The sequence below is a fragment of the Hydrocarboniclastica marina genome, from assembly GCF_004851605.1.
In the GTDB taxonomy this organism is placed as follows: domain Bacteria; phylum Pseudomonadota; class Gammaproteobacteria; order Pseudomonadales; family Oleiphilaceae; genus Hydrocarboniclastica; species Hydrocarboniclastica marina.
Window position 1 is genome coordinate 3,132,804 of record NZ_CP031093.1, and the last position, 24,454, is coordinate 3,157,257.

Here is a 24,454-nt window from a genome sequence, read left to right on the forward strand (position 1 = left end):
AATTGTGCTGCTCCAGACCAGATCTGTAAAAACCCTGCTCCTCTGAGAACTGCCGCACATGCCAAGTTGCTGTCAGCCAGGCCAAAACAAGGCCTGGTCGTCTTTTTCGATGGCCAGACAAGGTGCAAAAGCGAAGGACCACACAAACACAACAATATATTACCTCCGTGACAGAAGGGTTCCTTATACTGAAACAATGGTTTAAAGCGATAATAAGAAAAGCGCTGTGAGCTACAAGGCAGTGGCAATATCCAGCCCGGAGACGCGAAAATGAAAGCAAGCCACATTCGCAAACTGATCAAACCCATCGAGCCCTGCTACACGGAGATGTTCTCGGGCCGGGTCTATCGAATCGGCAAAGGTGCGGTTTCAGTCCGCAACCATAGCGGCGAACCCCTGCACACCGTTATTGCTGTCCACGGCTTTCTTGAAAACCACTGTTACTTCACCCAGGCCTATGATGAGCCGACAACTGAGCTGATCCTCCTGACCTGCAGTAACTACCACATTCCTGTCAGTGGCCCGGTCTACGAAACAGCCGACTGGGAAAAACCCATCAAATACCCTGAGTCGACCATCGAGTACGATGCGGCGATTCTCAACCAGACCGTCGCGAACCTGGTGTCAGCTGACCACCTGCGCCTTCATGGACACTCCCGCGGTGGCGCAGTCATTCTGGAAGCCATGCGGCAGCGGCCTGAACTCTACGCGGAGGCTGAGGTTGTCCTTGAAGCGCCGCTGATGCCCCAGGGCAAGCCACACGCGCTGGTCAAGGCGGTACTGGAGCCGGTAAGCCATGGCATGTGGCCATGGGTTGTCCGGCTGATCAACAGCATGCCCTCGGCCGGTTACGGACAGACGTTTTTCGGTCGGATGAACACCCGCAAAAAACAGCTCCTCAGCAAGATGTTCAGCGCGACCCAGGATCACCTCACGATCGTCAAGAACATTGAGAACGTGATGGCATGGTCTGAGCGGAACGGCGTAGAACTGCTGGGCCGGCTCCACCAGGGCACTATCCTGATTCCGAAGGTCGACCACATTCTTGACCGGGTTTCCATGCTGAGCAGCGCCAAACATGCGCCAAGTGGCGTGTATGTGCATGAGACCGAGGCAACTAGCCACTTCATAACACTCGACAGCAAATCCTGGATACCAAGCCTGCCAAGTATGCTGCGCGTCGCACAGAGCGCCTGACACACCGCCAATAATCCGCCCGGTCAATTCGCTTACGTTTCGCGAACTGACCGGAGCGGTACCCGAAGCCCGCCTGCCGATGCCAACCCGGCGCCCAGTCGCTGCCAAAGACTTGTGGTTGTATTAGAATGCGCTTTTCCGATGCAAAGGAGCTTGCCCTTGCCCCGAGAAAAGCTGGTGGCTATTCAACCGCGCGCTCCCCAGGCCCGGCGCCTGCAGAAAGGGATGCTCGAGTACCATGACTTTCGCTCGCAGCGGGATGCCGCACCGCTGCGTCGACAGATTGATGAACTTGGCCTCTGGCAATCCCAGCGGCTAAAGGACACACACCGCGATCTCTACCAGGCGCCACACTACCGTGAGGGCCTGGACTTCCTGCTCGAAGACCTTTACAACCCGCGCGCGTATGAACGACGTGACGAAGACTTCGAGCGGGTTTTTCCAACCATGGTGCGCCTGCTGCCGGATTCCGTCCTCGCCATCGCGGCGGATCTGGTCGAGCTGAACCTGCTGACACAGAAGCTGGACCGTCAACTGGCCCACGTCCTCCATCACGACCTGCCGGCGGAAGCACTGAATCGCGAAAGCTATGCTGAAGCATTCCGTATGAGTGCCGACGCCGACCAGCGTTGTCGTCAGATAGCATTAGTGGCCGTAATAGGCGCCAACCTGCAGCGCTATGTCGACCGGCGGAGTCTGCGGGTGGCCTTGCGCATGACCGAAGGCGCAGCGGAAATGGCCGGCGTTGGCGAACTGCACCGTTTTTTAACCCGGGGCTTCAGGGTCTTTCGCGAAATGCAGGGTGTAGACAGGCTTCTGGAGCAGATCGTCCGGCGCGAAACCTGGGTAATGGAACAGATTATGGCCGGTCACGCTCTCCCGGCAGAGCTGCCGGAAGATATACGCTAACGCGCTGGCGGGACGTTACTGGCTGGGACGGGAGGGTGTTTTCAGGGGCCGACTCGACGACTGAGCCAGGTTATGCGCGGGTCAGACCGTCCAGATGCTGGTGAATTTCCTGCTCGATACGCCCCTTGAACGGTCGCAACAGCATGCCCAGTTCCAGGTGGACGTTGATCGTCTCAGGCTTGACTGTCAGGTTGCCCTTGACCCCACTACGCTTGAATTGCAGAACATCCCCCTCCCAGCCGTAGTCCACATCGAACCGCTCAGAAAGGCTCTTTGCCAGACTATCAGCGGCCTCAACCGCGTGGGCGTGATCAAGCGTGTGCGGGCGGGTAATATCAATGGTCGACATTGCGGCTCCTCGGTTTCATGAGCTGGGATTCGTTAAGGGCAAGATTAACACGTTCAGCAGAGCCAACCCGAAGACATTCATTGACCATATCGTTAGAATACGGGCCAACGTAAAGGTGTGATCTCATGAGCGAACAGACCCGGCCACAAAGCCAGCAAGAGAAGAACCAGGAAGCGGAAACCACCCATTTTGGCTACCGCTCGGTCCCCCGCGAAGAAAAGTCCCGTCACGTCGCGGACGTATTCCACTCGGTAGCCGCGCGTTACGATCTGATGAACGACCTCATGTCCATGGGTATTCATCGGCTGTGGAAGCGTTTCACCATCGAGTTGAGTGGCGTGCGCAAAGGTAACCGTGTACTGGACATCGCCGGGGGCACCGGTGACCTGACGCTACGGTTTTCTGATCTCGTCGGTGCTGAAGGCCAGGTCGTTCTGGCCGACATCAACGCCTCCATGCTTTCCGTCGGGCGTAACCGCCTGATCGACCGCGGCTATATCGACAACATCGTTTTCGCCCAGGCCGATGCAGAGTCACTGCCATTTGCCGACAACAGCTTTCATGTGGTGAGCATTGCTTTCGGCTTGCGCAACGTGACCGACAAGGACAAGGCGTTAAGAGAAATGGCCCGCGTCCTGAAGCCCGGCGGCAAGCTGCTTATACTCGAGTTCTCGAAGCCGACCAACCCTTTGCTCAGCAAAGCCTATGACACCTACTCTTTTTCTGCCCTGCCCCTACTGGGTCGACTGTTTGCCGGCGACAGCGAGAGCTATCGGTATCTGGCTGAGTCCATCCGCATGCATCCCGACCAGGATACGCTGAGGTCGATGATGGAAAACGCTGGGCTGGTCCAGTGCCGGTATTACAACATGACCGGCGGCATCGTCGCCCTGCACGCCGGAGTGAAGCCTTGAGGGAATGGGGACTCACCCTGGGCTCTGCAATAGCCGCCACCGTTGAACAGGCGCTGAACCGTTCCCTGGGCCTTGACCCAGTGAGCCACGAGGCCTTGCGCAAGCTGCTAGAAGAGCCTTTTCTGATACGGCTTGAGCCCCCCGGGCTGGAGCTCTGGCTTACGGCTGACCACAGAACCCTTCATGTTCAGCAGCACTGCGCCCTTGAACCCGCCCTCACACTTACCGGGTCCCCCTTGGCATTTGCCGCTGCCGCGTTGGGCGATCCCCATGTCTTTCGCGATGAGCGTGTCAAAGCGGTCGGCGATGTGAGCCTGGCCCATCATTTCCAGCGGTTGCTGCAGCAGATGGAGCCTGACTGGGAAGCAAGCCTGGCCAAAGCTGTCGGCGGCGTCCCGGCGCATTTCATTGCCAGGCGCGTACGCCAGAGCTTGCGCTGGAGCCGCGAGGCCCGGCAGACCCTGAGCCGTAATGTTGAGGAATACCTGCATGAAGAGAGCCGAACGTTACCGGCCCGGGGGGAAGCAGAGGCCTTCTTCGAAGATGTAGACAACCTCCGGCTCGACACGGATCGGCTGGCCGCTCGCCTCGATCTTTTGAGCAGACCGCGCGCCGAGCCGCCCGAATACAGCGCTTCAGGAAAACAGCCATGAGTCGCGCGCGGCGGCTCGTCCGCATAACCTGGGTTATCTGTAGATTCCGCCTGGATGATTTCCTGCATCAGGTACGGTTGCCTCTGCCGGTTCGACTGCTGCTGCTGTTTGCCCCCTGGCACCTGTTCCCGCGGAACAAAGTCAGTCGCGGCGAGCGGCTGCGCCTGGCGCTGGAACAGCTGGGGCCTGTATTTGTGAAGTTTGGCCAGATACTGTCCACCCGGCGTGACCTACTCCCGGAAGATATGGCGGATGCCCTGCGTGATCTTCAGGATCGCGTGCCGCCCTTTCCGGGGGAGCAGGCGCAACAAATCGTTGAGCACGACCTTGGCAAGCCGGTCGGTGAACTGTTCCGGGCCTTCGACGCATCGCCACTGGCCTCAGCTTCAGTGGCGCAGGTGCATGCTGCCGAGCTGCTAACGGGTCAGGAAGTCGTAGTCAAAGTTATCCGTCCGGGTATCGAGAAGGTGATACACCAGGATATTGCCTTGATGTACCTGCTGGCCCGCCTTCTCCAGCGGCATTGGCCAGACGGGCGGAGACTCCGCCCGGTAGAGGTCGTGGCCGACTACGAACAGACTATTTTCGACGAACTCGACCTGCAGCGCGAGGCGGCCAACGCCAGCCAGTTGCGGCGCAATTTTCCCGATTCGACCCTGATTTATATCCCCGAAGTCTTCTGGAACTTCGTCAGTCGGCGCGTGCTGGTCATGGAGCGTATCTACGGTATTCCCGTAGCGGACATGGCCGCACTTCAGGAAGCCGGTGCTGACCTGCGCATTCTGGCGGAAAAAGGTGTTGAAACCTTCTTCACCCAGGTTTTCCGCGATAGTTTTTTCCACGCTGACATGCACCCGGGCAACATTTTTATCGATGCCAGTAACCCCCGTGATCCACGCTATATTGCAATCGATTTCGGTATCGTGGGGACGCTGACGCCGGCGGACCAGACCTACCTCGCGCGCAACCTGCTGGCTTTTTTCAATCGGGACTATCGTCAGGTGGCGGAGCTGCACGTGCAGTCCGGCTGGGTGCCAGCAACGACTCGTGTCAACGAGTTCGAGGCGGCGATACGCACGGTCTGCGAGCCTATTTTTGAGCGACCGCTGAAAGAGATATCATTCGGCCAGTTTCTGCTGCGTCTGTTCCAGGTAGCGCGACGCTTCAACATGGAAGTACAGCCGCAGCTGGTGCTCCTGCAGAAGACCCTGCTCAACGTAGAGGGGCTTGGCCGTCAGCTCTACCCAGACCTGGATCTCTGGCGCACGGCGCATCCGTTCCTTGAGGACTGGATGTACCAGCGCCTGGCCCCGCCCGGCCTGATCAAGACCATGCGCGAGCAACTGCCCGACTGGCTCGAGCAGACGCCGGAAATGCCCCAGTTGCTCCATGATGCTCTGAAGCAGCTCACGCGCCTGGAGAGCACCAACCGCTCGGAAGAAAAAGTACTGACCAGCCTGCGGGACGAGGTCAGCATTGCGGCCAGCAGGCATCGCCGTTACTGGCTGGCCACCCTATGCGTGGGCGGCGCAGTGGTTGTGAGCGATATGTCGACGCTGGAGTGGTTCAGGCAACTGCCCCCTTCAAGTTGGATCCTGGTCGCCGCGGCAGCCTACCTGCTCTGGCCCAGGCGTAATGAAACTGAGATAAAGGCAGAGCATGATAGGTAGCGATAAGGACTGGCTGAGCGCTATCCGCTGGGATGCGGATGGGCTGGTACCGGCCATTGCACAGGATGCCACCAGCGGTGATATCCTGATGATGGCCTGGATGAATGAGGAAGCACTGCGTCTGACGGTCGCAGAAAACCGCGCGATCTATTACTCGCGTTCGCGCCGGAAACTCTGGCGCAAGGGCGAAAGCTCCGGACACGTGCAACAACTGCACGAGATCCGGCTAGACTGCGACGCCGACGTAATCCTGCTGAAAGTAACCCAGGAAGGCGGAATTGCATGCCATACGGGACGGCGCAGCTGTTTTTATCTGAAGCTGGCCGACCTCCGTTGGCAGCCGGTGGACCCTGTGCTCAAGGATCCCGAAGCTATTTATGGCGGTGGTCATTGAGCGCTGGAATGGCGTTCAAGGCAAAAACAGACTGACCAGGGCTGCGCCCGGCACTGGTTCGATACAGGTCCGATACAGGTCCGATACAGGTAATATGATGTCAAAACAGGTGACGCCATGTCTGACGTACTGACAGCGCTGGGTGAAGTGCTCGAACAGCGCAAGAACGCCGCTGCCGACAGCTCATATGTGGCCCAGTTGTACAGCAAGGGTCTGAACAAGATTCTTGAGAAAGTTGGCGAGGAATGTACCGAGACGGTTATCGCCGCAAAAGATGCTGAACGGTCAGGCAACAATGATGAGCTCGTATACGAGACCGCCGACCTCTGGTTTCATACGTTGGTCATGCTGGCACACAGGGGCACCAGCCCCCAGGCTGTACTGGATGAGCTGGCCCGGCGTTTTGACTTGTCCGGACTGGCCGAGAAAGCATCGCGGCAGCGCAAGCTCGGCGACGCCTGACCGCGTTCCTGACCGTCAGCTGCAGCCCCAGTACGCCGGCGCGGGCCCGGACCCATGACGGCTGGAACGACTGGCCGGTGGCGAGGTCCTAGGATTACACTGGACCCCAAAGTTTACAGGTAGCTTTCCACTGTGAGGCTGCCGTTTTTTCACCAGACCCGATAGCGAGACAGACCCATGGGTGGCATAAGTATCTGGCAATTGTTGATCGTACTCGGCATCGTTCTGTTGCTGTTCGGAACCAAGCGCCTGCGCAATATCGGCAGCGACCTCGGCGGGGCCATCAAGGGCTTCAAGAAAGCGGTGGGCGACGAAGAGAAGAACGAACCCCATCGTGAACCTGAAAAGTTGGGAGCTGCACAGCATCGCAGTGCAGAGGATCACAACGACAAAGTGAAAGAAAAACAACAGCCCTGAGCGCCCCGCGATGTTCGATATAGGCTTTGTTGAGCTTCTGATTTGCGCCGTCATAGCACTGCTCGTGCTGGGCCCGGAGCGGCTTCCTGTTGCAGCGCGAGCAACCGGCCGGTGGATCGGCAAGGCGCGCAGGATGGCCAGCAGCTTTACGTCCGAACTTGACCGCCAGCTGAAAGCGGAGGAGTTGCGGGAAAAGATACGTAAGGAAAGCAGCGACCTGGGCGCGGAAGAAATCCAGCGTAATTTCCAGGAAGGCCTGGCTCAGGCAAAAAAATACAGCGAGTACGTCGTGACCGAAGACCAGGTCCTGGGCAAAGACAAAGCCCCGGCCCGGCCCGTAACCGAAAGCCCGGTCGTGGGTAACGCCGCCCAGTCAAACCAGCCCGGGACGGCTGAGCCACAGACCGCTGACCCGGAAGCCCCAGCCAAAAGCCAGGAACCGCCGCTTCGATGACCGCCGCCCCCACACCTGAAAGCCCCGACAATGCCCCACGCGACGACCAAACGGCAGAGACTGATTACAAAGACCCCGGGTTGCCGCTCGTTGCCCATCTGGTAGAACTTCGCAACAGGCTTTTAAAAGCCGTTCTGGCAGTGCTTCTCGCTTTCCTGGGCCTTTTCCCGTTCGCCAACCAGCTCTACACCTGGCTGTCCGAGCCCTTGCGCGCTTTCATGCCCACGGGCACATCAATGATCGCAACCGAAGTTGCATCGCCTTTCTTCGCGCCTCTCAAACTGACCATGGTTGTGGCTGTGTTCCTGGCGATCCCTGTCGTGCTCTACCAGATATGGAGCTTTATTGCGCCCGGGCTCTACCGCAACGAAAAACGGCTGGCGATTCCCCTGTTGGTATCGTCTGTCCTGCTGTTCTATCTGGGCGCCGCATTTGCCTACTTTGTCGTTTTTCCGCTGGTGTTCGGGTTCTTCACAGCGGCAGGGCCGGCCGAGGTTCAGATAATGACTGACATTTCGGCCTACCTCGATTTCGTCCTGAAGATGTTTTTCGCCTTCGGACTCGCTTTTGAAATCCCGATTGCCACGGTACTGCTGATCGCGTCCGGCATCACGACCCCCGCGGCCCTCGGTGAAAAACGGCCCTACATCATAGTCGGCTGTTTCGTGCTGGGCATGCTGCTGACGCCACCCGACCTGATTTCACAGACCTTACTGGCAGTGCCGATGTGGATGTTGTTCGAGATCGGCGTGCTCTGCGGTCGATTTGTCGCCCCGCGAGACCTCACGAACCGTTCATGAACCTGGCTCTGCTCTTCCCTGCGGACCTGACCGCTGAAAACCGTGCGCAACTGTCAGGACGAAGGGCTCGTCACTGGCATGAAGTGACAGGTGCCCAAGTCGGCGACAATGTCCCTGTCGGGCTACTGAACGGGCCCATCGGCTGCGGCCGTGTCCTCGCCATTACTTCACAATCCGTCGATCTCGAGCTCGAGTTCTCTGGCACCGCGCCTGAACCCCTGCCGCTGACGTTGATCCTGGCCCTGCCCCGACCCAAGATGCTGCGTCGCGTACTCCAGACCGTTGCCGCGATGGGCGTAAAAAAGATCGTTCTGCTGAACAGCTACAAGGTCGAGAAAAGTTTCTGGCAGACCCCGTGGCTGAAACCGGAGGCGATCCGTGAGCAACTGATACTGGGACTGGAGCAGGCTCGTGATACTCTAATGCCCGACGTTATCCTGGAGCCGCGCTTCAAGCCCTTTGTTGAAGATCGACTGGCCGCATTGGCTGGCACCAGCCGCCGTCTTGTAGCGCACCCGGGGACATCTGACCCCTGCCCCCAGGCCATCCAGGAACCGGTCACGCTGTGTATCGGACCGGAAGGGGGATTCATACCCTACGAGGTCGAGAAGCTGGTGGACCAGGGCTTCAGAAGCGTTCACCTGGGCAGCCGCATCCTGCGCGTAGAAAACGCTGTACCTGTGCTGTTGGGGCGCCTGTTCGACAGTTGCAGCTTCTGACACGACGCCTGGAAACAGTATTATCCGAGAGGGAGTATTCATGGGGCCAATTATCGAGGTCAAGGAGCTCAGCAAGATCTACAGCTCCGGCTACCAGGCGCTCAAAAACATTAACCTGGATATTCAACGGGGCGAAATCTTCGCGCTTCTTGGCCCTAACGGCGCCGGCAAAACGACGCTTATCAGCATTATCTGCGGCATCGTCAATGCCAGTAGCGGGACAGTATTTGCCGACGGACACGACATTGTGTCGGACTACCGGGCTGCCCGGTCCAGAATCGGCCTGGTGCCTCAGGAACTTTCAACTGACGCTTTTGAAACAGTTTGGGCCACAGTCACCTTCAGCCGCGGGCTGTTCGGCAAGCCGCCCAGCCCGGCCCACATCGAGAAAGTGCTGCGGGCGCTGTCCCTCTGGGACAAGAAAGACGCCAAGCTGATCGAGCTCTCTGGCGGCATGAAGCGCCGCGTCATGATCGCCAAAGCCCTCTCTCATGAACCCCGCATCCTCTTTCTCGACGAGCCGACCGCTGGTGTGGACGTGGAATTGCGCCGGGACATGTGGGAAATGGTACGTGGTTTGCGAGCCGACGGGGTCACGATCATTCTGACCACGCATTACATTGAAGAAGCCGAGGAGATGGCGGACCGTATCGGGGTGATCAGCAGCGGAGAAATCATCCTGATCGAAGAGAAGAACCAGCTCATGCAGAAGCTCGGCAAGAAGGAGCTGACCCTGCAACTGCAGGAACCCCTGACTGAATTGCCCCGCATTTCCTCTGCAGAAGGTCTGAAGCTCTCGGACGACGGCACGGAGCTGATCTACACCTTCAGTACTGTTGCTGAGCAGACCAGTATCGCGCGGCTTCTGCGGGAGCTGGCGGAACAGGGAATCGAGTTCAAGGATTTAAAGACCCGTGAGAGCTCGCTGGAAGAAATCTTCGTCAGTCTTGTGGGGACCAAAGCATGAATTTTCACGGCATTCGGGCCATTTATCTGTTCGAAATGGCACGGACCTGGCGGACGCTGATGCAGAGTATCGCTTCGCCGGTGATTTCGACCTGTCTCTATTTCGTCGTGTTCGGCTCGGCCATCGGCGCGCGTATGGGCGACATCGACGGGGTGAGCTACGGCGCATTCATCATACCCGGGCTGATCATGATGTCGCTGCTGATGCACAGTATCTCCAATGCGTCGTTTGGCATCTACATGCCCAAGTTTTCGGGGACGATCTACGAAGTGCTTTCCGCGCCGATCTCCTACGCCGAGATCCTGATCGGCTATGTCGGTGCCGCCGCAACCAAGTCGACCATTCTGGGGCTGATCATACTGGCCACCGCCCGGCTGTTTGTCCCGTTCGAAATCGAGCACCCTTTTTGGATGCTGGCGTTTCTGCTGCTGACCTCCATTACCTTCAGCCTTTTTGGTTTCATTATCGGTATCTGGGCCGATGGCTTTGAAAAGCTGCAGATTGTGCCAATGATGGTCGTAACACCCCTGGCTTTTCTAGGCGGGACTTTCTATTCCCTCGATATGCTGCCGCCCATTTGGCAGACAGTGACCCTGTTCAACCCGGTGGTTTACCTGATAAGCGGCTTCCGCTGGAGCTTCTATGGCGTAGCCGACGTGCACGTGGGCGTCAGCATCGGCATGACACTTGTTTTCCTGGGCATATGCCTGGCAATGGTGGCGTGGATCTTCAAAACCGGCTACCGGTTGCGTAGCTGATTCGCCCTTCCTTACGCGCTGGCAAAACCCTTAGAATCGGGACAAACTCATCCATTATGGTCCCTGCCGTTTACGTTCAATAACGTGCAACGGCGTCCTGCAGAATCGCTCAATGGCTGCCAATAGCAATAGTGTTGTCAGTAACAACAATGGTGTCAGCAACAACGATTCCAATATAGAAATTCCAACAACAACGAACGAGAAAGGAGTGCAAAGATGCTCGGAATGATGATGGACCGACCACTGCTGATCGCCCCGGTCATCGAATACGCCGCCCGTAATTTCCCCGACCAGGAAGTCGTTTCCGGCGCGGTGGAAGGCGGTGTGCACCGGTATACCTACGTCGACGCAGCGCGACGCAGTCGCCAGATGGCCAACGCACTCAAGGCGCTCGGCGTCTCCCCTGAGGATCGCGTCGGCACAATTGCCTGGAACACCTACCGGCACCTTGAACTTTACTACGGCATCTCCGGCATTGGCGCTGTGTGTCACACTATCAACCCGCGTCTGCCGGCCGATCAGTTCGGCTACGTGGTCAACCACGCGAAAGACCAGTTCCTGTTCATTGACCTCACGTTCGTGCCGCTGGTAGAAAAACTCCAGGCCATGTTTGAAGGTGTGCGCGGCTACGTGATCATGACCGACGCTGAGCACATGCCCGAGACGTCTTTGCCCAATGTGCACTGTTACGAGGATCTCCTCGCGGCCCAGTCTGACGAGTTGGAGTGGCCCGAGTTTGACGAGAACACGGCCTCCTCGCTGTGCTACACCTCGGGTACGACGGGCAACCCCAAGGGCGTGCTCTACTCCCATCGTTCCAGCCTCCTGCACTCCCTGTGCGTGCTGGCGACACCGGGGCTGGATATGGGCGAAGAGAAAGCCCTGCTGCCGGTTGTACCCATGTTTCACGTTAATGCCTGGGGTGTGCCTTACTTTGCACTCATGGTCGGCGCCAAAATTGTGTTTCCGGGGCCCCGACTCGACGGCGCCAGCCTCTCCAGCCTGATGAACGAGGAAGGGGTAACCGACGCCTGGGGCGTGCCTACGGTTTGGATGGGTCTGCTTGGCCACATGCGCAGCACCGGCGAGAAATTCCGGTCGCTGTCCCGGGTCATGATCGGCGGCTCCGCCGCACCCAAGGCCATGATGAAGGAATTCCAGGAGAAGCACGGCATCGACGCCATCCAGGGCTGGGGCATGACCGAAATGAGCCCCATCGGGACGATCTCGCTGGTCCGCCCAAAAGACCGCGACCTGCCCCTCGACAAGCAGATCGATATGAAAGCCAAACAGGGCCGGGCCATGTTCGGTGTCGAAATGAAGATAGTCGACGACAGCGGCAAGTCTCTCCCCCACGATGGCGTCGCCCAGGGCGAGCTTCTGGTGCGTGGCCCCGCCGTTATCAGTGGCTACTACGAGAACCCTGAAGCCTCCAAAAAAGCCTTCGACGCAGACGGCTGGTTTCGTACCGGGGATGTCTCCCGAATCGACAAAGAAGGTTATATGGAGATCGTCGACCGGACCAAGGATGTCATCAAGTCCGGCGGCGAATGGATAAGCTCGATAGACCTTGAGAATGCCGCGGTGGGCCACCCTGAAATAGCTGAAGCCGCGGTTATAGGCGTTCCCCATCCAAAGTGGGACGAGCGCCCCCTACTGGTGGTCGTGCGCGAAGCCAACAGTTCGGTAGACAAAGCAGGCGTGCTGCAATTCCTTGAAGACAAGATTGCCAAGTGGCAGCTACCGGATGACGTGGTTTTTGTGGATGAGCTCCCACACGGCGCAACGGGTAAGTTACAAAAAGCAAAACTTCGGGAGGACTTCAAAGATTTTCGTCTTTCCGGGGAGTAGTATTCTGGAAAACGTGATCGCGGGCTGATGTTCGCGATCGCAGGTCTTCCGGACGCCTTCCGTGTGTTTTATCGTGAGGCCGGGAGACCATTCCAGCCCGGAAGCAGCCAATGCCGCGGGCTCAACCGTGCGGCGACGCGCACTTCAACGGGGACCACGCTTATGGAAAAGCCACCGTTCGACCAACTCAAGAAGCTCGCTTCAACCGATCCGGCTGCCTTTGAGCAGCTCAGATCCGACCTGCTGGAAGACTTTATCCAGAGCACTCCACCCGCACATCACCAGCGCCTTCGTGGCCTGCAGTTTGTTGTCGACAGCCGTCGGTCTCTGGCGAAAACGCCGGTCAAGGCCATGCTTGAAATCCAGTCCATGATGCACGGCTCGCTGGAAAAACTCCGCCAGTCCCTGAACAGAGGTCGCCCGGAGCATCAGCGCCCGCCCTCAGCACATAAAACAGGCAACGTGGTGTCGATCCAACGGCATCATTAGTCGTCTTCCCTGATCAGCAGCCCTGCCTTGCGTCCTCCTGAGATGACGATCCGCGACGGTGCCGCCTGTCCGACCAGTTTACTTGCCAAAGAGCCTGGACGGCATGCCGCCAGAGCCTTCGAGCCTGCGCTGCCAGCCCCTTGAACGGGTAACCGCCGCGCCTGCGAGTCAGCGCCGTCTCCCAATGCTGTAGCGGTACGCGTGGGCGAACAGACAACCCAGTCAGGACACCCGTCGTATTGCCTAGCGGTAATTGGCGCTCCGCCCTATTTCCGTTACAACCTATCTGTTACACCCTGCTCAATAGAACTGCTGTCTGATGGTTTCAGACCAGCATACGGATAGGATTTAGCGTTCGACTCTTCAGTTCAACCCTTACGATTAACCAGCCAGCCAGGGAGGCGATATGGTCGCGGTATGGAGCGAGGCAAGTGTTGAGGAGCTCGGCTTTACGGAGCTCAGGCAAAGCGTCACCACAGACGTGGTGGTTATCGGAGGCGGCATAACCGGGCTGACCACAGCCCTGCAACTGGCGGAACAGGGCCGGGACGTCGTCGTTCTCGAGGCCGACCGTGTCGGCCAGAGCAACACCGGCAATTCCACCGGCAACCTCTACAGCACTGTAGCTAAGGGGCTTGAGCCCATACGCCGCAAGTGGGGCGATGAGGTTGTCCGTGACCTAGTGCGTGCACGCGCCTCTGCCGTCGACCACATGGAGTCGCTGAACGACCGGCTCGGGATGGATTGTCAGTTTGCCAGAATGCCCCTGTATCGGGTGCAACTCAACGACGACCCGAAGAGAACTCAATCCCTTGAGCAGGAGGTCGATGCGCTCCGCGCTGCCGGGCTTGCTCCTCAGGAGGTCAGCGGGTCGCTGTTCGGGCTGACGATCAAGCACGGGCTAAAGCTGGACAACCAGGCTCAACTGAACCCGCTACGGTTTACCCAGGAGCTGGCCAGGGCTGCGACTGCCGCAGGCGCCCAGATCTATGAGAACAGCGGCGTCGTTGAGATCAGCTACCGCGAAAACCGGGTTAAGACGGCATCCGCGGAAGTCCATGCCAGCCATATTGTCCACGCGACTCATACCCCCAAAGGCATCGACGTGCTGCAAACGGGCATGATGCCGTCACGCGAATATGGGGTAAGCGCCCGGGTGAGGTCTGGCACTGAAACACCCGAGGGCGTGGTTTGGGTGATTGATGCCTTTCATTCACTGCGCAGCTACCACTACAACGGCAACGACTATGTCATGGTCGTAGGCGAGGATCACAAAGGCGGCGAAGGAACCCACGGCAAGGGGTATTTCGACAAGCTGGAACAGTACCTTAGCGCGCACTACGATATCGGGCCTGTCAGGCACCGATGGTCCGCCCAGCAATTCAGTTCCCCGGACGGCTTGCCGTTCATCGGGCGGATGCACGGCAAGGATAACGCTTACGTTGCTACCGGGTTTGCCGCCGACGGTCTGGTCTGGGGTACCCTTGCAGGCCTGATACTGTGCGATATGATCACAGATCGCCCCAATGAGTGGGGGAAGCTCTTCGATGCCCGCAGGTTTACCCCTGTGAAGTCACTGAAGGGCGTGGCCGAGGAAGGCGCCAAAGTCACCAAAGATCTGGTAAAGGACTACCTGAGCCCGGACCGGGTCAAGGATCTGGACAAGGTCGAACCCGGCGAGGGACGAGTACTCACGCACGAAGGCGAGAAACTGGCGGTCTACCGGGACCCGTCGGGTACCTGTACAGCAGTATCCGCCATCTGCCCGCACATGAAATGCGTCGTCCATTTTAATGGTGCCGACACCAGTTGGGATTGTCCCTGCCACGGCAGCCGCTTCCGGATTGACGGCTCTGTCATCGAAGGGCCTGCGCTTTCAGGATTGACCCCGAAGCTTGGCGCCAGAGACACCGGCTTCAGTAGCAGCGAACACACGGAGTAACTATGACCTACGGAGTAACTATGACCTACGTGCAGAATTACACCCCTCAGGATCTGGATCGGCCTGACGTGGAGGCGATTGACGGGCCTGCGGTGATCGAATTTGGAACAAACTGGTGCGGTCACTGCCAGGCGGCACAGCCCGCGATTCGGGAAGCGTTTGAGACATACCCCGGCGTCCGCCATCTGAAAGTGGAAGACGGCAAAGGCCGGCGCCTGGGGAGAGCCTTCGGCGTAAAGCTCTGGCCGACGCTTGTGTTCCTGAAAAACGGCCAGGACATCGAAAAGCTTGTACGTCCCGGCTCAAGCCAACCGATCGAACTGGCCCTGAACCGCATAGCGGATTAGCTCTGGCGCTCAACCGCCCTTTCTCGGCCGGTTTTTTCCCAGTGAGGACGTCGGCTGCAATCTACCGAAGCGAGTCTGGGGCCGCGCTTTTCATTGTCGACAGGCCGGGTTCAAGACACGTTGGCGCGGGGTTCATGAGCTGATGGGGCGACGGTCGCGACGGGCGCGAGCAGCGCGGCAATCATTGCGGCGTCGCCTGGCGGGCTAAGGTAGGTCCCTTGGCCGAAGTGACAGCCGTGAGTCCGCAGGAACTCCAGCTGCTGGGGTCCCTCGACCCCTTCAGCGACTGATCTCATACCCAGCGTATCCGCCATCTGAATGATGGTGCTGACGATCGCCGCGTCGCCAGCATCGGCGGCAATGTCGCGGATAAAAGCCTGGTCGATTTTCAGGCAATTGACGGGAAAATTCTTCAGAAAGCCGAGCGAGGAATACCCAGTACCGAAGTCATCAATGGCAAAGCCGAGCCCCATGTCCTTCAGGCCAACGAGCACATCTGTAACCGCGTCGTTGTTATCCATCAGCACACTTTCAGTCACTTCAACCACCAGCAGCGCCGGATCGATCTCGTTCTCCTGAAGAACACGGGAAATCAGGCTGACGAGTTCGGCGCTCTCGAACTGTCTCTCGGCGAAATTTATGGCAAGCGGCACCAGCTCACGCCCGGCGTCGCGCCACTGCCGAAGCTGAACGCATGCGGTTTCAAGAATCCATTCCCCGACTGCGACGATCATGCCGGTCTCTTCGAGTAGCCCGATAAATTTGAGCGGTGGCACCAGCCCCAGCTCGGGATGTTGCCAGCGCAACAGCGCCTCTACCCCAACGATAGCGTCCGAGTTCAGGTCGAACTGTGGTTGATAGTGGAGCACGAACTCCTTCCGCTTCACCGCCCGACGCAGCTCGTTTTCCAGCTTCAGCCGTTCCACCGCCTGAGCATTCATCTCGGCCTGATAGAAATGGTATGTATTACCACCCTGTTGCTTTGACCAGTACATAGCCGTGTCGGCGTTCTGCATTAGCGCCTGGGTGTCTGTGCCATCTTCGGGGAAAATACTGATTCCAACACTGCAAGTGACGAAAAGCTCCTGCCCTGCCACCACGAAAGGCGTGGCCAGCGCGTTAAGCAGGTTCTTGGCCAGCGGCACCACATCATCGCGCGCGGCAATATCGTTGAGGAAGACCGCGAACTCATCTCCGCCGAAGCGCGCTGCTATATCTCCTTCGCGCATACAAGACTGCATCCGCTCGGCTATGGACTGCAGTAGCTGGTCGCCCGCCTCGTGGCCCAGCGTGTCGTTGACCATCTTGAACCGGTCAAGGTCAACAAACATGATAGCCATGGTACGCTCGTGCCACTTGGCCCGACTGAGTGCCTGCTTCAGGTGATCCACGAAAAGCATGCGATTCGGCATGTCGGTAAGGATATCGTGGTGTGCCAGATGGTGGAGGCGCTCCTGGGTCTGCATTCGCTCGGTCATGTCCTTGCCCGAGAAAATATAATGGGTGCACTCGCCCCGGTCGTCAAAGAGCGGCGTCACCGTGACCGCTTCGTGGTAGAGCTGGCCGTCCTTCTTCCGGTTAATCAGAACCTCGCGATAGATCTCGCCCTCACCGAGAGTTTCCCAAATGCGCGCGTAGAACTCAGACGAGTGCTGACCGGACTTGATCAGTTTCGGTGTGCACCCAACCGCCTCTTCATGGGAGAACCCGGTTATTTCCTCGAATGCGGGATTGACGTACTCAATGACGCCGCTGGTGTCGGTCATGAAGATCGAGTCCGCCACTTTTTCCACAGCGCTGGAGAGTTTGCGAATCACCAGCTCAGCGCGCTTGCGTTCCGCTATTTCGGCGGTCAGGGCAGCCGTGCGCTGGCGAACCAGGCTCTCGAGATGATCCTCATGCGCGCGTAGCTCCTGGGTTTTATGGAACAACTCGACGAAAACAGAAACTTTTGCGCGGAGAATCTCCGGGATGATCGGCGCAAAAATAAAGTCCACAGCGCCAAGTGAATAGCCTCCGACCATGTCAGTTTCAGCGTCGGAGTATGAGGTGATGAAGATGATAGGCGTGCACGACGAGCGGCCACGGCTGCGGATCAGTTCGGCGGTCTCGAAACCACCCATGATAGGCATCTGCACATCCATGAGGATAACGGCGAAATCCTCGGACAGCAGCGCACGAAGAGCGTCGTGGCCGGACGCTGCTGTGATGATGTTCTGGCCAAGCTCTTCCAGCACGGCGGAGATCGCTCGACGCTTGGCTTCATTGTCGTCCACCACAAGGATGTTGGCTTTCGGTTTCCTATCCACTGATCACTACCCTTTCGGTACTGCCTTCAGGTGAATTCAACGGGACAACCAGACCCGGAGCAAGGACAGCAGCTGCTCGGTATTAACGGGCTTGGGAATATAGTCTGTAGCCCCAACCTCAATGCATTTTTCCCTGTCCCCGGGCATGGCCTTGGCCGTCAGCGCGATGACGGGTAGGGATTTCAGGTCTGGCATTCCCCTTACGGCCCGGATCGTCTCGTAGCCGTCCATTTCAGGCATCATGATATCCATCAGTACGATTTCGATTTCGGGTCTTTTCTTCAGCTGGGCAATGGCGCTCTTGCCGTTCTCGGCGGAGAGCACGACCATGCGGTGCTGCTCAAGAAACGCCGTCAGCGAGAATATATTCCGAACGTCATCGTCAACAATCAGTACCGTCCTGTCGGCAAGACGGGGATCAGCCTTGCCGACCCGTGCCAGGATGTGCCGCTGATGCTGTGGCAGCGCCGCCTCCGGCAGATGCAGGAAGAGCGTCATCTGATCCAGCACCCACTCTGGCGTGCGCGCTACCCGCAACGTCAGCGCGGGTATGGCCTGGCGCAATCGCATGCTCTGCTCGGCTGATAATGACTCGGGCGTGTAGGCCACGACTGGCAAAGCGCGATAGGCAGGATCCCGGCTGAGAGCACCGATCAACTCGAACCCGGCTTCGTCCGCCAGGCGCAGGTCGACAATCAGGCCGTCCACATTGGACTGATCCAACGCCCTGAGCGCAGCATCGACGATGTCTCCGCTTGAGATGCGAACGATTTCCAGGCCGTCATGGGCGAGCAGCTTGGAGAGGCTGCCTTCGTCCCCGACGGGCTGTTCAACCAGAAGCAGCTTGCGTATTTTTCGGTTGATGCAATCGCGGGCGCGGGCGTAAATCAACTCCAGGGCTTCAGGACTGGGGTCGGCGACTGAACCCAACGCCCCGAGGCGCCTCCCCCACTGCTCGTCCTTTTCTTCCGCTATCAGGAATACCGGGATGTGCCGGGTACTGGACTGGTGCTTCAGATAGTCCAGCACGCCCCAACCACTCATGCCGGGCAAACTGATGTCCAGCAGTATCAGATCGGGTTGGTATTGACTCGCCAGAGAAAGCGTCGGTTGCCCCTGATTCGCAACCAGCACTTTAAGCCCCTGCTGATGGGCGAATTCCGTGAGCCTGCCGGCAAACTCAGGATCGTCGCCTGTGATCAGTATCACCCGCTCGCCGGGACGCAGATCGACGCGGTCGTCACTGATTTCTTCAGGGACAACAGTGGCCGGGCGGATGTCTGGTTCGCTGCCACGCACCTTCACTTTTTCGGAAAGCTTGTGCAGTGTCTGGTCGTTCGGGCGCAGTGTATGCCAGGCGCCGTCGTTATCCCGGGCTGATGGGCCAGTCGCCGCCCCGACCGGGTTCGGCCCGATGCTGGAACGGTAGTGCAAGGGCAGGTACAGCGTAAACTGACTACCCTCGCCGGGTGCGCTGTGCAGCGCAATCTGCCCACCAAGCAACCGGGCCAATTCCCGACTGATTGCAAGGCCCAGCCCGGTCCCGCCGTACTTGCGGCTGGTGGTGCCGTCGGCCTGTTGGAACGCCTCAAAGATAACCCGCTGCTTGTCGGGTGAGATACCAATGCCCGAGTCGCTCACTGCAAATGCCACTACTCTGTTGGCTTTGGACAGCGACGCCTGTTCGACCCAGCCGTCGGACACGAGCTTGATGCTCAAGCTGACGTAGCCGTGGGATGTAAATTTGAATGCATTAGACAACAGGTTTTTGGCGATCTGCTTCAGGCGACGCTCGTCGGTGAAGATCGACGCGGGCAGACTGCTGTCGAGTTCCACGGAGAAGTCCAGTCGTTTGTCCTCGGCCATGTGCCGGAAGGTCTGCTGGACAAAGCGGTCGATGTCCCTGAATGACACTTCCCCAATATCGGCGGTCACGGTGCCTGATTCGATCTTGGAAAGGTCCAGAATGTCGTTGATCAGGTTCAGCAGGTCGTGGCCGGACGCGAATATGGTCTTGGCGTACTCCACCTGTTTTTCGGTGAGGTTCTGGTCAGGATTGTCGCGTAACTGCTGAGCCAACAACAACAGGCTGTTTAAAGGCGTCCGTAGTTCGTGGGACATGTTGGCCAGGAACTCAGATTTATACTTTGAGGTCAGCGAGAGCTGCGCAGCCTTCTCTTCGAGTGACTGCTTGGCGATTTCTACTTCCTGGTTCTTGCGCTCCACCTCGATATTCTGCGCGGAAAGCAGGTGTGCTTTTTCCTCAAGTTCTTCGTTGGTCTGCTGCAGCTCTTCCTGCTGGTCCCGCAGCTCTTCCGCCATTTTCTGGGATTGCAGCAGAAGCCCTTCCGTACGGGAGTTGGCCTCGATGGTGTTGAGGACTATACCGATACTTTCAGTCAGCTGGCCCAGGAACGAAAGGTGGGTAGGGCTGAACCGCTCGAAAGAAGCGAGTTCGATAACCGCCTTCGTCTCGCCTTCAAACATGACCGGCAGCACAACAATATTAAGCGGCGTCGCCTCACCCACGCCCGAGTTGATCTTGATGTAGTCCGAGGGCACGTTGGTCAGTAATATCCGCTCTTTCTCCAGGGCGCACTCGCCCACCAAGCCTTCGCCCAATGCAAAGCTGGTCGGCAGGTCATCCCGCACCTTATAGGCATAACTGGCCTTGAGCCCGAGTCGGGCCTGCTCAGCTTCTCCCTCGACGCCGTAGAACACCCCGTGTTGGGCGTTTACCAGGGGCGCCAGCTCAGACAGGATCAGCTTACAGACGGTCAGCATTTCGCGCTGCCCCTGCAGGATGCGGGTAAATCGCGTGAGGTTGGTCTTGAGCCAGTCCTGCTCGGTGTTCTTGTCAGTGGTGTCCTTGAGGTTACGTATCATTTCATTGATCGTATCCTTCAGGACCGCCACTTCACCCTCCGCCGCGACCCCGATGGAGCGAGTCAGGTCGCCCTTGGTTACCGCGGTGGCTACTTCGGCGATGGCCCGCACCTGGGCCGTCAGGTTCGCGGCCAGCTGGTTCACGTTGTCGGTGAGGTCTTTCCAGGTGCCGGATGCGCCAGGCACGCGGGCCTGACCGCCAAGCTTCCCTTCGACACCTACTTCCCGTGCCACGCTGGTTACCTGATCGGCAAAGATCGCCAGCGTATCAATCATATTATTGATTGTGTCTGCGAGGGAGGCGATTTCGCCCTTGGCGTCTACCGTCAGTTTCTTGTTGAGGTCACCCTCGGCCACCGCCGTTACTACCCGGGCAATACCCCGCACCTGGCCGGTCAGGTTGGACGCCATGAGGTTGACGTTGTCTGTCAGATCTTTCCAGGTACCGGACACACCTTCTACTTCGGCCTGGCCGCCGAGTTTGCCGTCGGTGCCCACTTCCCGCGCTACCCGGGTCACCTCGGAAGCGAATGAGCCGAGCTGGTCCACCATCGTGTTGATGGTGTTCTTCAGCTCCATGATCTCGCCTTTTACGTCTACGGTGATCTTCTTGGAGAGGTTGCCATTGGCGACGGCGGTGGTGACTTCAGCGATATTCCGCACCTGGGAGGTCAGGTTGCCTGCCATGGAATTTACGTTGTCGGTCAGGTCCTTCCAGGTACCCGCAACGCCTTCAACCTGGGCCTGGCCTCCGAGCTTGCCGTCGGTGCCTACTTCCCGCGCTACCCGGGTTACTTCCGAGGCAAATGACCCGAGCTGGTCCACCATCGTATTGATGGTGTTCTTCAGCTCCATGATCTCGCCTTTTACGTCTACGGTGATCTTCTTCGAGAGGTTACCGTTGGCTACGGCGGTGGTGACTTCGGCAATGTTCCGCACCTGGGAAGTCAGGTTGCCGGCCATTGAGTTTACGTTGTCGGTCAGGTCCTTCCAGGTACCGGCCACTCCTTCCACCCGGGCCTGACCGCCCAGCTTGCCGTCGGTGCCCACTTCCCGCGCTACCCGGGTTACCTCCGAGGCAAATGAGCCGAGCTGGTCGACCATGGTGTTGATCACGTTCTTGATCTGGAGGATCTCGCCTTTTACATCCACCGTGATCTTTTGGCCCAGATCACCCTGAGCGATGGCCGTTGCGACCTTCGACACGTCCCGCAACTGGACCGTCAGGTTGCCGGCCATGGAGTTCACGTTATCGGTGAGATCCTTCCACGTACCGGCCACCCCCTGTACTTGGGCCTGACCACCCAGCTTCCCCTCGGAACCGACCTCCCGCGCTACCCGGGTTACCTCCGAGGCAAACGAGCCGAGCTGATCAACCATGGTGTTGATCACGTCCTTGATCTGGAGGATCTCGCCTTTAACGTCCACGGTGATTTTCTGGGTAAGGTCACCCTGGGCGATGGCTGTTGCGACCTTGGACACGTCCCGCAGCTGGACCGTCAAATTGCCCGCCATGGCGTTCACGTTGTCGGTCAGATCCTTCCAGGTCCCCGACACGCCTTTTACCTCAGCCTGCCCACCCAGCTTGCCCTCGGTACCCACTTCCCGTGCTACCCGCGTGACCTCGGACGCGAAGGACTCCAACTGGTCCACCATGGTATTTACGATTTTTGCGGTCCGCATGAACTCGCCGCGCATGGGTTTACCGTCGGCGTCGAGAATGACGCGTTGGGTCAGATCCCCTTTCGCCACCGCACCGATAACCCGGGCCATTTCTGTGGTGGGCATGGCCAGGTCGAAAATGAGGGTATTGATCGAGTCACTCTGGGCAGCCCAGGCGCCGTCTACGGCACCGAAAGAGACCTGCTGGGCAAGTTTGCCCTCTTTGCCGGCCGTATTGCTGACCCGGTCAAGCTCTCGCGCGATTTTGTCATTTATATCAATGATATCGTTGAGTGTGTCGGCTATTTTGCCGTTGACACCAGTCCAGTCGAGGGGCATACGCCGGGAGAAATCCCCTTTCTTGACCGCGGTAAGTACTTCGAGCAGCACCGTAGGGTCAAATTCAGCGTCGGCGGCCAGGGGGGCATCAGGCGTTACGGCGGTGTTCATTGGCGGGGTTTACCTTCAAATTGAGAGTAGGGAACAACTAGAGCTCATTTAAGGTCATTTCAATTACGGCTAATCAGAACGTCGATCGCATCCGTGGCGTGCAGAGGTCCTTCCGGCTTCCTCGGCAGGCGGCGGTCAACCGGCGTGAGGGGGGCGCCGAAATCAATAAACAGCCCAAGCCGCTGCATCAGGAAAATTCTCCATGGGGAAGCCCGCATGGCAAGAGTCCTACGCTAGGAAAGCTCCTGTGTAAGAAAAGCCTCTCTGGAAGGAACGGTCCCGTGTAAGAAAGCTTCCTAAGCGAGGAAAGTCCTACGTGGTGTTTTTCCTACTTGAGGAAAGTCTCCAGCGCTGCATTGAATAACTCGCGCCAGACTTCGACAAAGCCGGGTAGTATAACCCCGCAAATTACCCCAACCACATACCTTATCTCAACCCAATATGGCGTTATATCGGCTAAATGATGAACAACCTAGATTTAGGTTAAAGACAGCTCGCATTAAGGACATGTAGTGTTTGAAGCTGGGCGTTTACCGGGTTGGCGTTATGCTTCAAGAGCGACCGGCAGCCATTCACCGCACAGGTCTTGAGAACCTCGGCAAGCCCTTGTGCAGGCCCATGGCGTCTGCCGCCAGCCAGCGTTTGAGCGGCGCCTGGCGATTGACCCAGCGCATACCGCTGTTTCGTAGCCAACGGAGCGGTAACTCGTCGCGCCCAAACAGCCGTTTGAAGCCCTCCATCCCGGCCATGACAGCAAGATTGTCGCCTTGGCGCCGACGCTCGTACCGTTCCAGCACGTTGGGTTCGAATACGCTGAGGTTACGCACCAGACCACGGCGAACTTCATCAGCCAGCACCGCTGCGTCCGCAAAGCCAAGGTTTACACCCTGCCCCGCAAGCGGGTGTATGGTGTGGGCAGCATCACCGACCAGCGCGACCCCGTTACCCGTATACACCTTGGCGTGCCGTTGCTTCAGCGGCAGTGCATGCCTGCGCGAGACCGCCACAACCCGACCGAGCCTGGATTCGGAAGCCGCCTCCAGGGCGCGGCGGAAGGCGGCGTCATCCAGCGCCATCAATCGCCGCGCTTCAGCTGTATCCTGGGACCAGACGATTGATGTCAGGTGGTCGTCCCCGTCCGCTCCAGCAACAGGCAGAAACGCCAGGGGGCCGCTGAGGCTGAATCTTTGCCAGGCAGTATGGCGATGACCTGTTTCAGTCTGGATCGTGCAGACAATTGCCTGCTGTTCGTAATCCCACTCGCGGATTGGCAAACCAGCCCATTGTCGTATCCGTGAGTTGGCGCCATCGGCGCCGACCACAAGTTGCGCCTGGACCTGCCGGCCATCCGCAAGACGAATCAGGCTGCCCTGCTTCTGGCCCAGTTGCTGCCAGGCGGTCACCTCGACCTGATCCATCAGCCGGATACGGGAGTGATCTCGCATGGCGGCTACGAGCGCTTGCTGGAGCACACGGTTCTCGATGATATGGCCCAGTTGCGGGACTTGCAGGTCGTCGGCGTGGAACACGATCTCGCCATTGCCTTCACCGTCCCAAACGACCATCTGCCGATAGGCTTCGGTCCTGTTGACAGGCAGGTATTCCCATACGCCCAACTCGGTGAGCAGGCGCCGGCTCGCTTCGGTAATGGCGCTGACCCGGGGTTCAACATCATTGACGTCATGCGCTGGCCCGGCCGGCGCGTTGCCCGTCAGAGATTGACCTTCAAGCACGAGGACATTCACCGGCGCTTGTGACAGAGCCAGCGCAAGTGCCGCGCCAACCAGGCCGCCGCCGACTATAGCGACATCTGTATGGACGACTTCTGCGTTTTCGGCTGCCACTGTCGCATCCT

21 protein-coding genes are annotated in these 24,454 nt (G+C 58.5%); 17 read left to right on the forward strand and 4 right to left on the reverse strand.

Annotated elements, in window-relative coordinates; genetic code table 11:
• Positions 1–270: 270 nt before the first annotated feature.
• Both soil367_RS13885 and soil367_RS13890 read left to right on the forward strand, forming a co-directional pair.
• On the forward strand, positions 271–1,197 hold the full coding sequence (locus soil367_RS13885; RefSeq protein WP_136549660.1) for an alpha/beta hydrolase: 927 nt from the start codon (positions 271–273) through the stop codon (positions 1,195–1,197).
• Between the two features lie 159 nt (positions 1,198–1,356).
• Complete coding sequence (locus soil367_RS13890) at positions 1,357–2,106, forward strand: DUF8198 family protein (RefSeq protein ID WP_136549661.1); 750 nt, start codon at positions 1,357–1,359, stop codon at positions 2,104–2,106.
• Positions 2,107–2,176: 70 nt separating this feature from the next.
• On the opposite strand, the gene soil367_RS13895 is transcribed toward soil367_RS13890, so the two are convergent.
• Positions 2,177–2,455, reverse strand: coding sequence for a polyhydroxyalkanoic acid system family protein (locus tag soil367_RS13895; RefSeq protein ID WP_136549662.1), 279 nt, complete (start codon positions 2,453–2,455; stop codon positions 2,177–2,179).
• Positions 2,456–2,580: 125 nt separating this feature from the next.
• Between soil367_RS13895 and ubiE the strand changes: the two genes are divergently transcribed.
• The 15 genes from ubiE to soil367_RS13970 all read left to right on the forward strand — a co-directional run bounded on the left by ubiE (position 2,581) and on the right by soil367_RS13970 (position 15,292).
• A complete protein-coding gene (gene ubiE, locus soil367_RS13900; protein ID WP_136549663.1) occupies positions 2,581–3,369 on the forward strand; it encodes a bifunctional demethylmenaquinone methyltransferase/2-methoxy-6-polyprenyl-1,4-benzoquinol methylase UbiE in 789 nt (262 codons plus the stop codon).
• Positions 3,366–4,022, forward strand: a complete 657-nt coding sequence (locus soil367_RS13905; RefSeq protein WP_136549664.1) for a ubiquinone biosynthesis accessory factor UbiJ — start codon at positions 3,366–3,368, stop codon at positions 4,020–4,022. Before ubiE ends, soil367_RS13905 begins: the two co-directional genes overlap by 4 nt.
• Complete coding sequence (gene ubiB, locus soil367_RS13910; RefSeq protein WP_136549665.1) at positions 4,019–5,692, forward strand: ubiquinone biosynthesis regulatory protein kinase UbiB; 1,674 nt, start codon at positions 4,019–4,021, stop codon at positions 5,690–5,692. The genes soil367_RS13905 and ubiB overlap by 4 nt, the downstream gene beginning before the upstream one ends.
• On the forward strand, positions 5,682–6,086 hold the full coding sequence (hisI, locus tag soil367_RS13915; protein WP_136549666.1) for a phosphoribosyl-AMP cyclohydrolase: 405 nt from the start codon (positions 5,682–5,684) through the stop codon (positions 6,084–6,086). The genes ubiB and hisI overlap by 11 nt, the downstream gene beginning before the upstream one ends.
• Before the next feature lie 117 nt (positions 6,087–6,203).
• Complete coding sequence (locus soil367_RS13920; RefSeq protein WP_136549667.1) at positions 6,204–6,548, forward strand: phosphoribosyl-ATP diphosphatase; 345 nt, start codon at positions 6,204–6,206, stop codon at positions 6,546–6,548.
• Positions 6,549–6,725: 177 nt separating this feature from the next.
• Entirely contained in the window at positions 6,726–6,965 is a 240-nt protein-coding gene (tatA, locus tag soil367_RS13925) for a Sec-independent protein translocase subunit TatA (RefSeq protein WP_136549668.1), read from the forward strand.
• A 10-nt stretch (positions 6,966–6,975) separates the two neighbouring features.
• Positions 6,976–7,419: a Sec-independent protein translocase protein TatB gene (gene tatB, locus soil367_RS13930; RefSeq protein WP_136549669.1), complete on the forward strand. Its 444-nt coding sequence runs from the start codon at positions 6,976–6,978 to the stop codon at positions 7,417–7,419.
• Positions 7,416–8,219, forward strand: coding sequence for a twin-arginine translocase subunit TatC (gene tatC, locus soil367_RS13935; RefSeq protein ID WP_136549670.1), 804 nt, complete (start codon positions 7,416–7,418; stop codon positions 8,217–8,219). The genes tatB and tatC overlap by 4 nt, the downstream gene beginning before the upstream one ends.
• On the forward strand, positions 8,216–8,938 hold the full coding sequence (locus soil367_RS13940) for a 16S rRNA (uracil(1498)-N(3))-methyltransferase (protein ID WP_136549671.1): 723 nt from the start codon (positions 8,216–8,218) through the stop codon (positions 8,936–8,938). The genes tatC and soil367_RS13940 overlap by 4 nt, the downstream gene beginning before the upstream one ends.
• 40 nt (positions 8,939–8,978) lie before the next feature.
• A complete protein-coding gene (locus tag soil367_RS13945) occupies positions 8,979–9,905 on the forward strand; it encodes an ABC transporter ATP-binding protein (RefSeq protein WP_136549672.1) in 927 nt (308 codons plus the stop codon).
• Positions 9,902–10,663: an ABC transporter permease gene (locus soil367_RS13950; RefSeq protein ID WP_136549673.1), complete on the forward strand. Its 762-nt coding sequence runs from the start codon at positions 9,902–9,904 to the stop codon at positions 10,661–10,663. The genes soil367_RS13945 and soil367_RS13950 overlap by 4 nt, the downstream gene beginning before the upstream one ends.
• A 216-nt stretch (positions 10,664–10,879) precedes the next feature.
• Complete coding sequence (locus soil367_RS13955; protein WP_136549674.1) at positions 10,880–12,514, forward strand: long-chain-fatty-acid--CoA ligase; 1,635 nt, start codon at positions 10,880–10,882, stop codon at positions 12,512–12,514.
• Positions 12,515–12,676: 162 nt separating this feature from the next.
• Positions 12,677–13,003, forward strand: a complete 327-nt coding sequence (locus soil367_RS13960; RefSeq protein ID WP_172962353.1) for a DUF3135 domain-containing protein — start codon at positions 12,677–12,679, stop codon at positions 13,001–13,003.
• Positions 13,004–13,409: 406 nt separating this feature from the next.
• Entirely contained in the window at positions 13,410–14,945 is a 1,536-nt protein-coding gene (locus soil367_RS13965; protein WP_136549676.1) for an FAD-dependent oxidoreductase, read from the forward strand.
• 2 nt (positions 14,946–14,947) lie between these two features.
• Entirely contained in the window at positions 14,948–15,292 is a 345-nt protein-coding gene (locus tag soil367_RS13970; protein WP_246065320.1) for a thioredoxin family protein, read from the forward strand.
• Between the two features lie 110 nt (positions 15,293–15,402).
• Here soil367_RS13970 and soil367_RS13975 read toward each other — a convergent pair whose 3' ends face one another.
• The 3 genes from soil367_RS13975 to soil367_RS13985 all read right to left on the reverse strand — a co-directional run bounded on the left by soil367_RS13975 (position 15,403) and on the right by soil367_RS13985 (position 24,443).
• Positions 15,403–17,601, reverse strand: a complete 2,199-nt coding sequence (locus soil367_RS13975; RefSeq protein ID WP_136549677.1) for an EAL domain-containing response regulator — start codon at positions 17,599–17,601, stop codon at positions 15,403–15,405.
• A gap of 36 nt (positions 17,602–17,637) precedes the next feature.
• Positions 17,638–22,599 carry a HAMP domain-containing protein gene (locus soil367_RS13980; RefSeq protein WP_136549678.1) on the reverse strand — a complete coding sequence of 1,654 codons (4,962 nt, stop codon included), beginning with the start codon at positions 22,597–22,599 and terminating at the stop codon, positions 17,638–17,640.
• 572 nt (positions 22,600–23,171) lie between these two features.
• The gene (locus soil367_RS13985) at positions 23,172–24,443 is read right to left on the reverse strand and encodes a UbiH/UbiF/VisC/COQ6 family ubiquinone biosynthesis hydroxylase (RefSeq protein WP_136549679.1); all 1,272 of its coding nucleotides are present in this window, start codon (positions 24,441–24,443) and stop codon (positions 23,172–23,174) included.
• Positions 24,444–24,454: the final 11 nt, after the last annotated feature.

Excerpts from the sequence above, each read along its gene's own strand:
- soil367_RS13955 (WP_136549674.1), top strand. The coding sequence starts at position 10,880 with ATGCTCGGAATGATGATGGACCGACCACTGCTGATCGCCCCGGTCATC.
- soil367_RS13950 (WP_136549673.1), top strand. The coding sequence starts at position 9,902 with ATGAATTTTCACGGCATTCGGGCCATTTATCTGTTCGAAATGGCACGG.
- hisI (WP_136549666.1), top strand. The coding sequence starts at position 5,682 with ATGATAGGTAGCGATAAGGACTGGCTGAGCGCTATCCGCTGGGATGCG.
- soil367_RS13920 (WP_136549667.1), top strand. The coding sequence starts at position 6,204 with ATGTCTGACGTACTGACAGCGCTGGGTGAAGTGCTCGAACAGCGCAAG.
- tatB (WP_136549669.1), top strand. The coding sequence starts at position 6,976 with ATGTTCGATATAGGCTTTGTTGAGCTTCTGATTTGCGCCGTCATAGCA.
- soil367_RS13980 (WP_136549678.1), bottom strand. The coding sequence starts at position 22,599 with ATGAACACCGCCGTAACGCCTGATGCCCCCCTGGCCGCCGACGCTGAA.
- soil367_RS13940 (WP_136549671.1), top strand. The coding sequence starts at position 8,216 with ATGAACCTGGCTCTGCTCTTCCCTGCGGACCTGACCGCTGAAAACCGT.
- soil367_RS13895 (WP_136549662.1), bottom strand. The coding sequence starts at position 2,455 with ATGTCGACCATTGATATTACCCGCCCGCACACGCTTGATCACGCCCAC.
- tatA (WP_136549668.1), top strand. The coding sequence starts at position 6,726 with ATGGGTGGCATAAGTATCTGGCAATTGTTGATCGTACTCGGCATCGTT.
- soil367_RS13965 (WP_136549676.1), top strand. The coding sequence starts at position 13,410 with ATGGTCGCGGTATGGAGCGAGGCAAGTGTTGAGGAGCTCGGCTTTACG.
- ubiE (WP_136549663.1), top strand. The coding sequence starts at position 2,581 with ATGAGCGAACAGACCCGGCCACAAAGCCAGCAAGAGAAGAACCAGGAA.
- soil367_RS13970 (WP_246065320.1), top strand. The coding sequence starts at position 14,948 with ATGACCTACGGAGTAACTATGACCTACGTGCAGAATTACACCCCTCAG.
- ubiB (WP_136549665.1), top strand. The coding sequence starts at position 4,019 with ATGAGTCGCGCGCGGCGGCTCGTCCGCATAACCTGGGTTATCTGTAGA.
- soil367_RS13945 (WP_136549672.1), top strand. The coding sequence starts at position 8,979 with ATGGGGCCAATTATCGAGGTCAAGGAGCTCAGCAAGATCTACAGCTCC.
- tatC (WP_136549670.1), top strand. The coding sequence starts at position 7,416 with ATGACCGCCGCCCCCACACCTGAAAGCCCCGACAATGCCCCACGCGAC.
- soil367_RS13960 (WP_172962353.1), top strand. The coding sequence starts at position 12,677 with ATGGAAAAGCCACCGTTCGACCAACTCAAGAAGCTCGCTTCAACCGAT.
- soil367_RS13885 (WP_136549660.1), top strand. The coding sequence starts at position 271 with ATGAAAGCAAGCCACATTCGCAAACTGATCAAACCCATCGAGCCCTGC.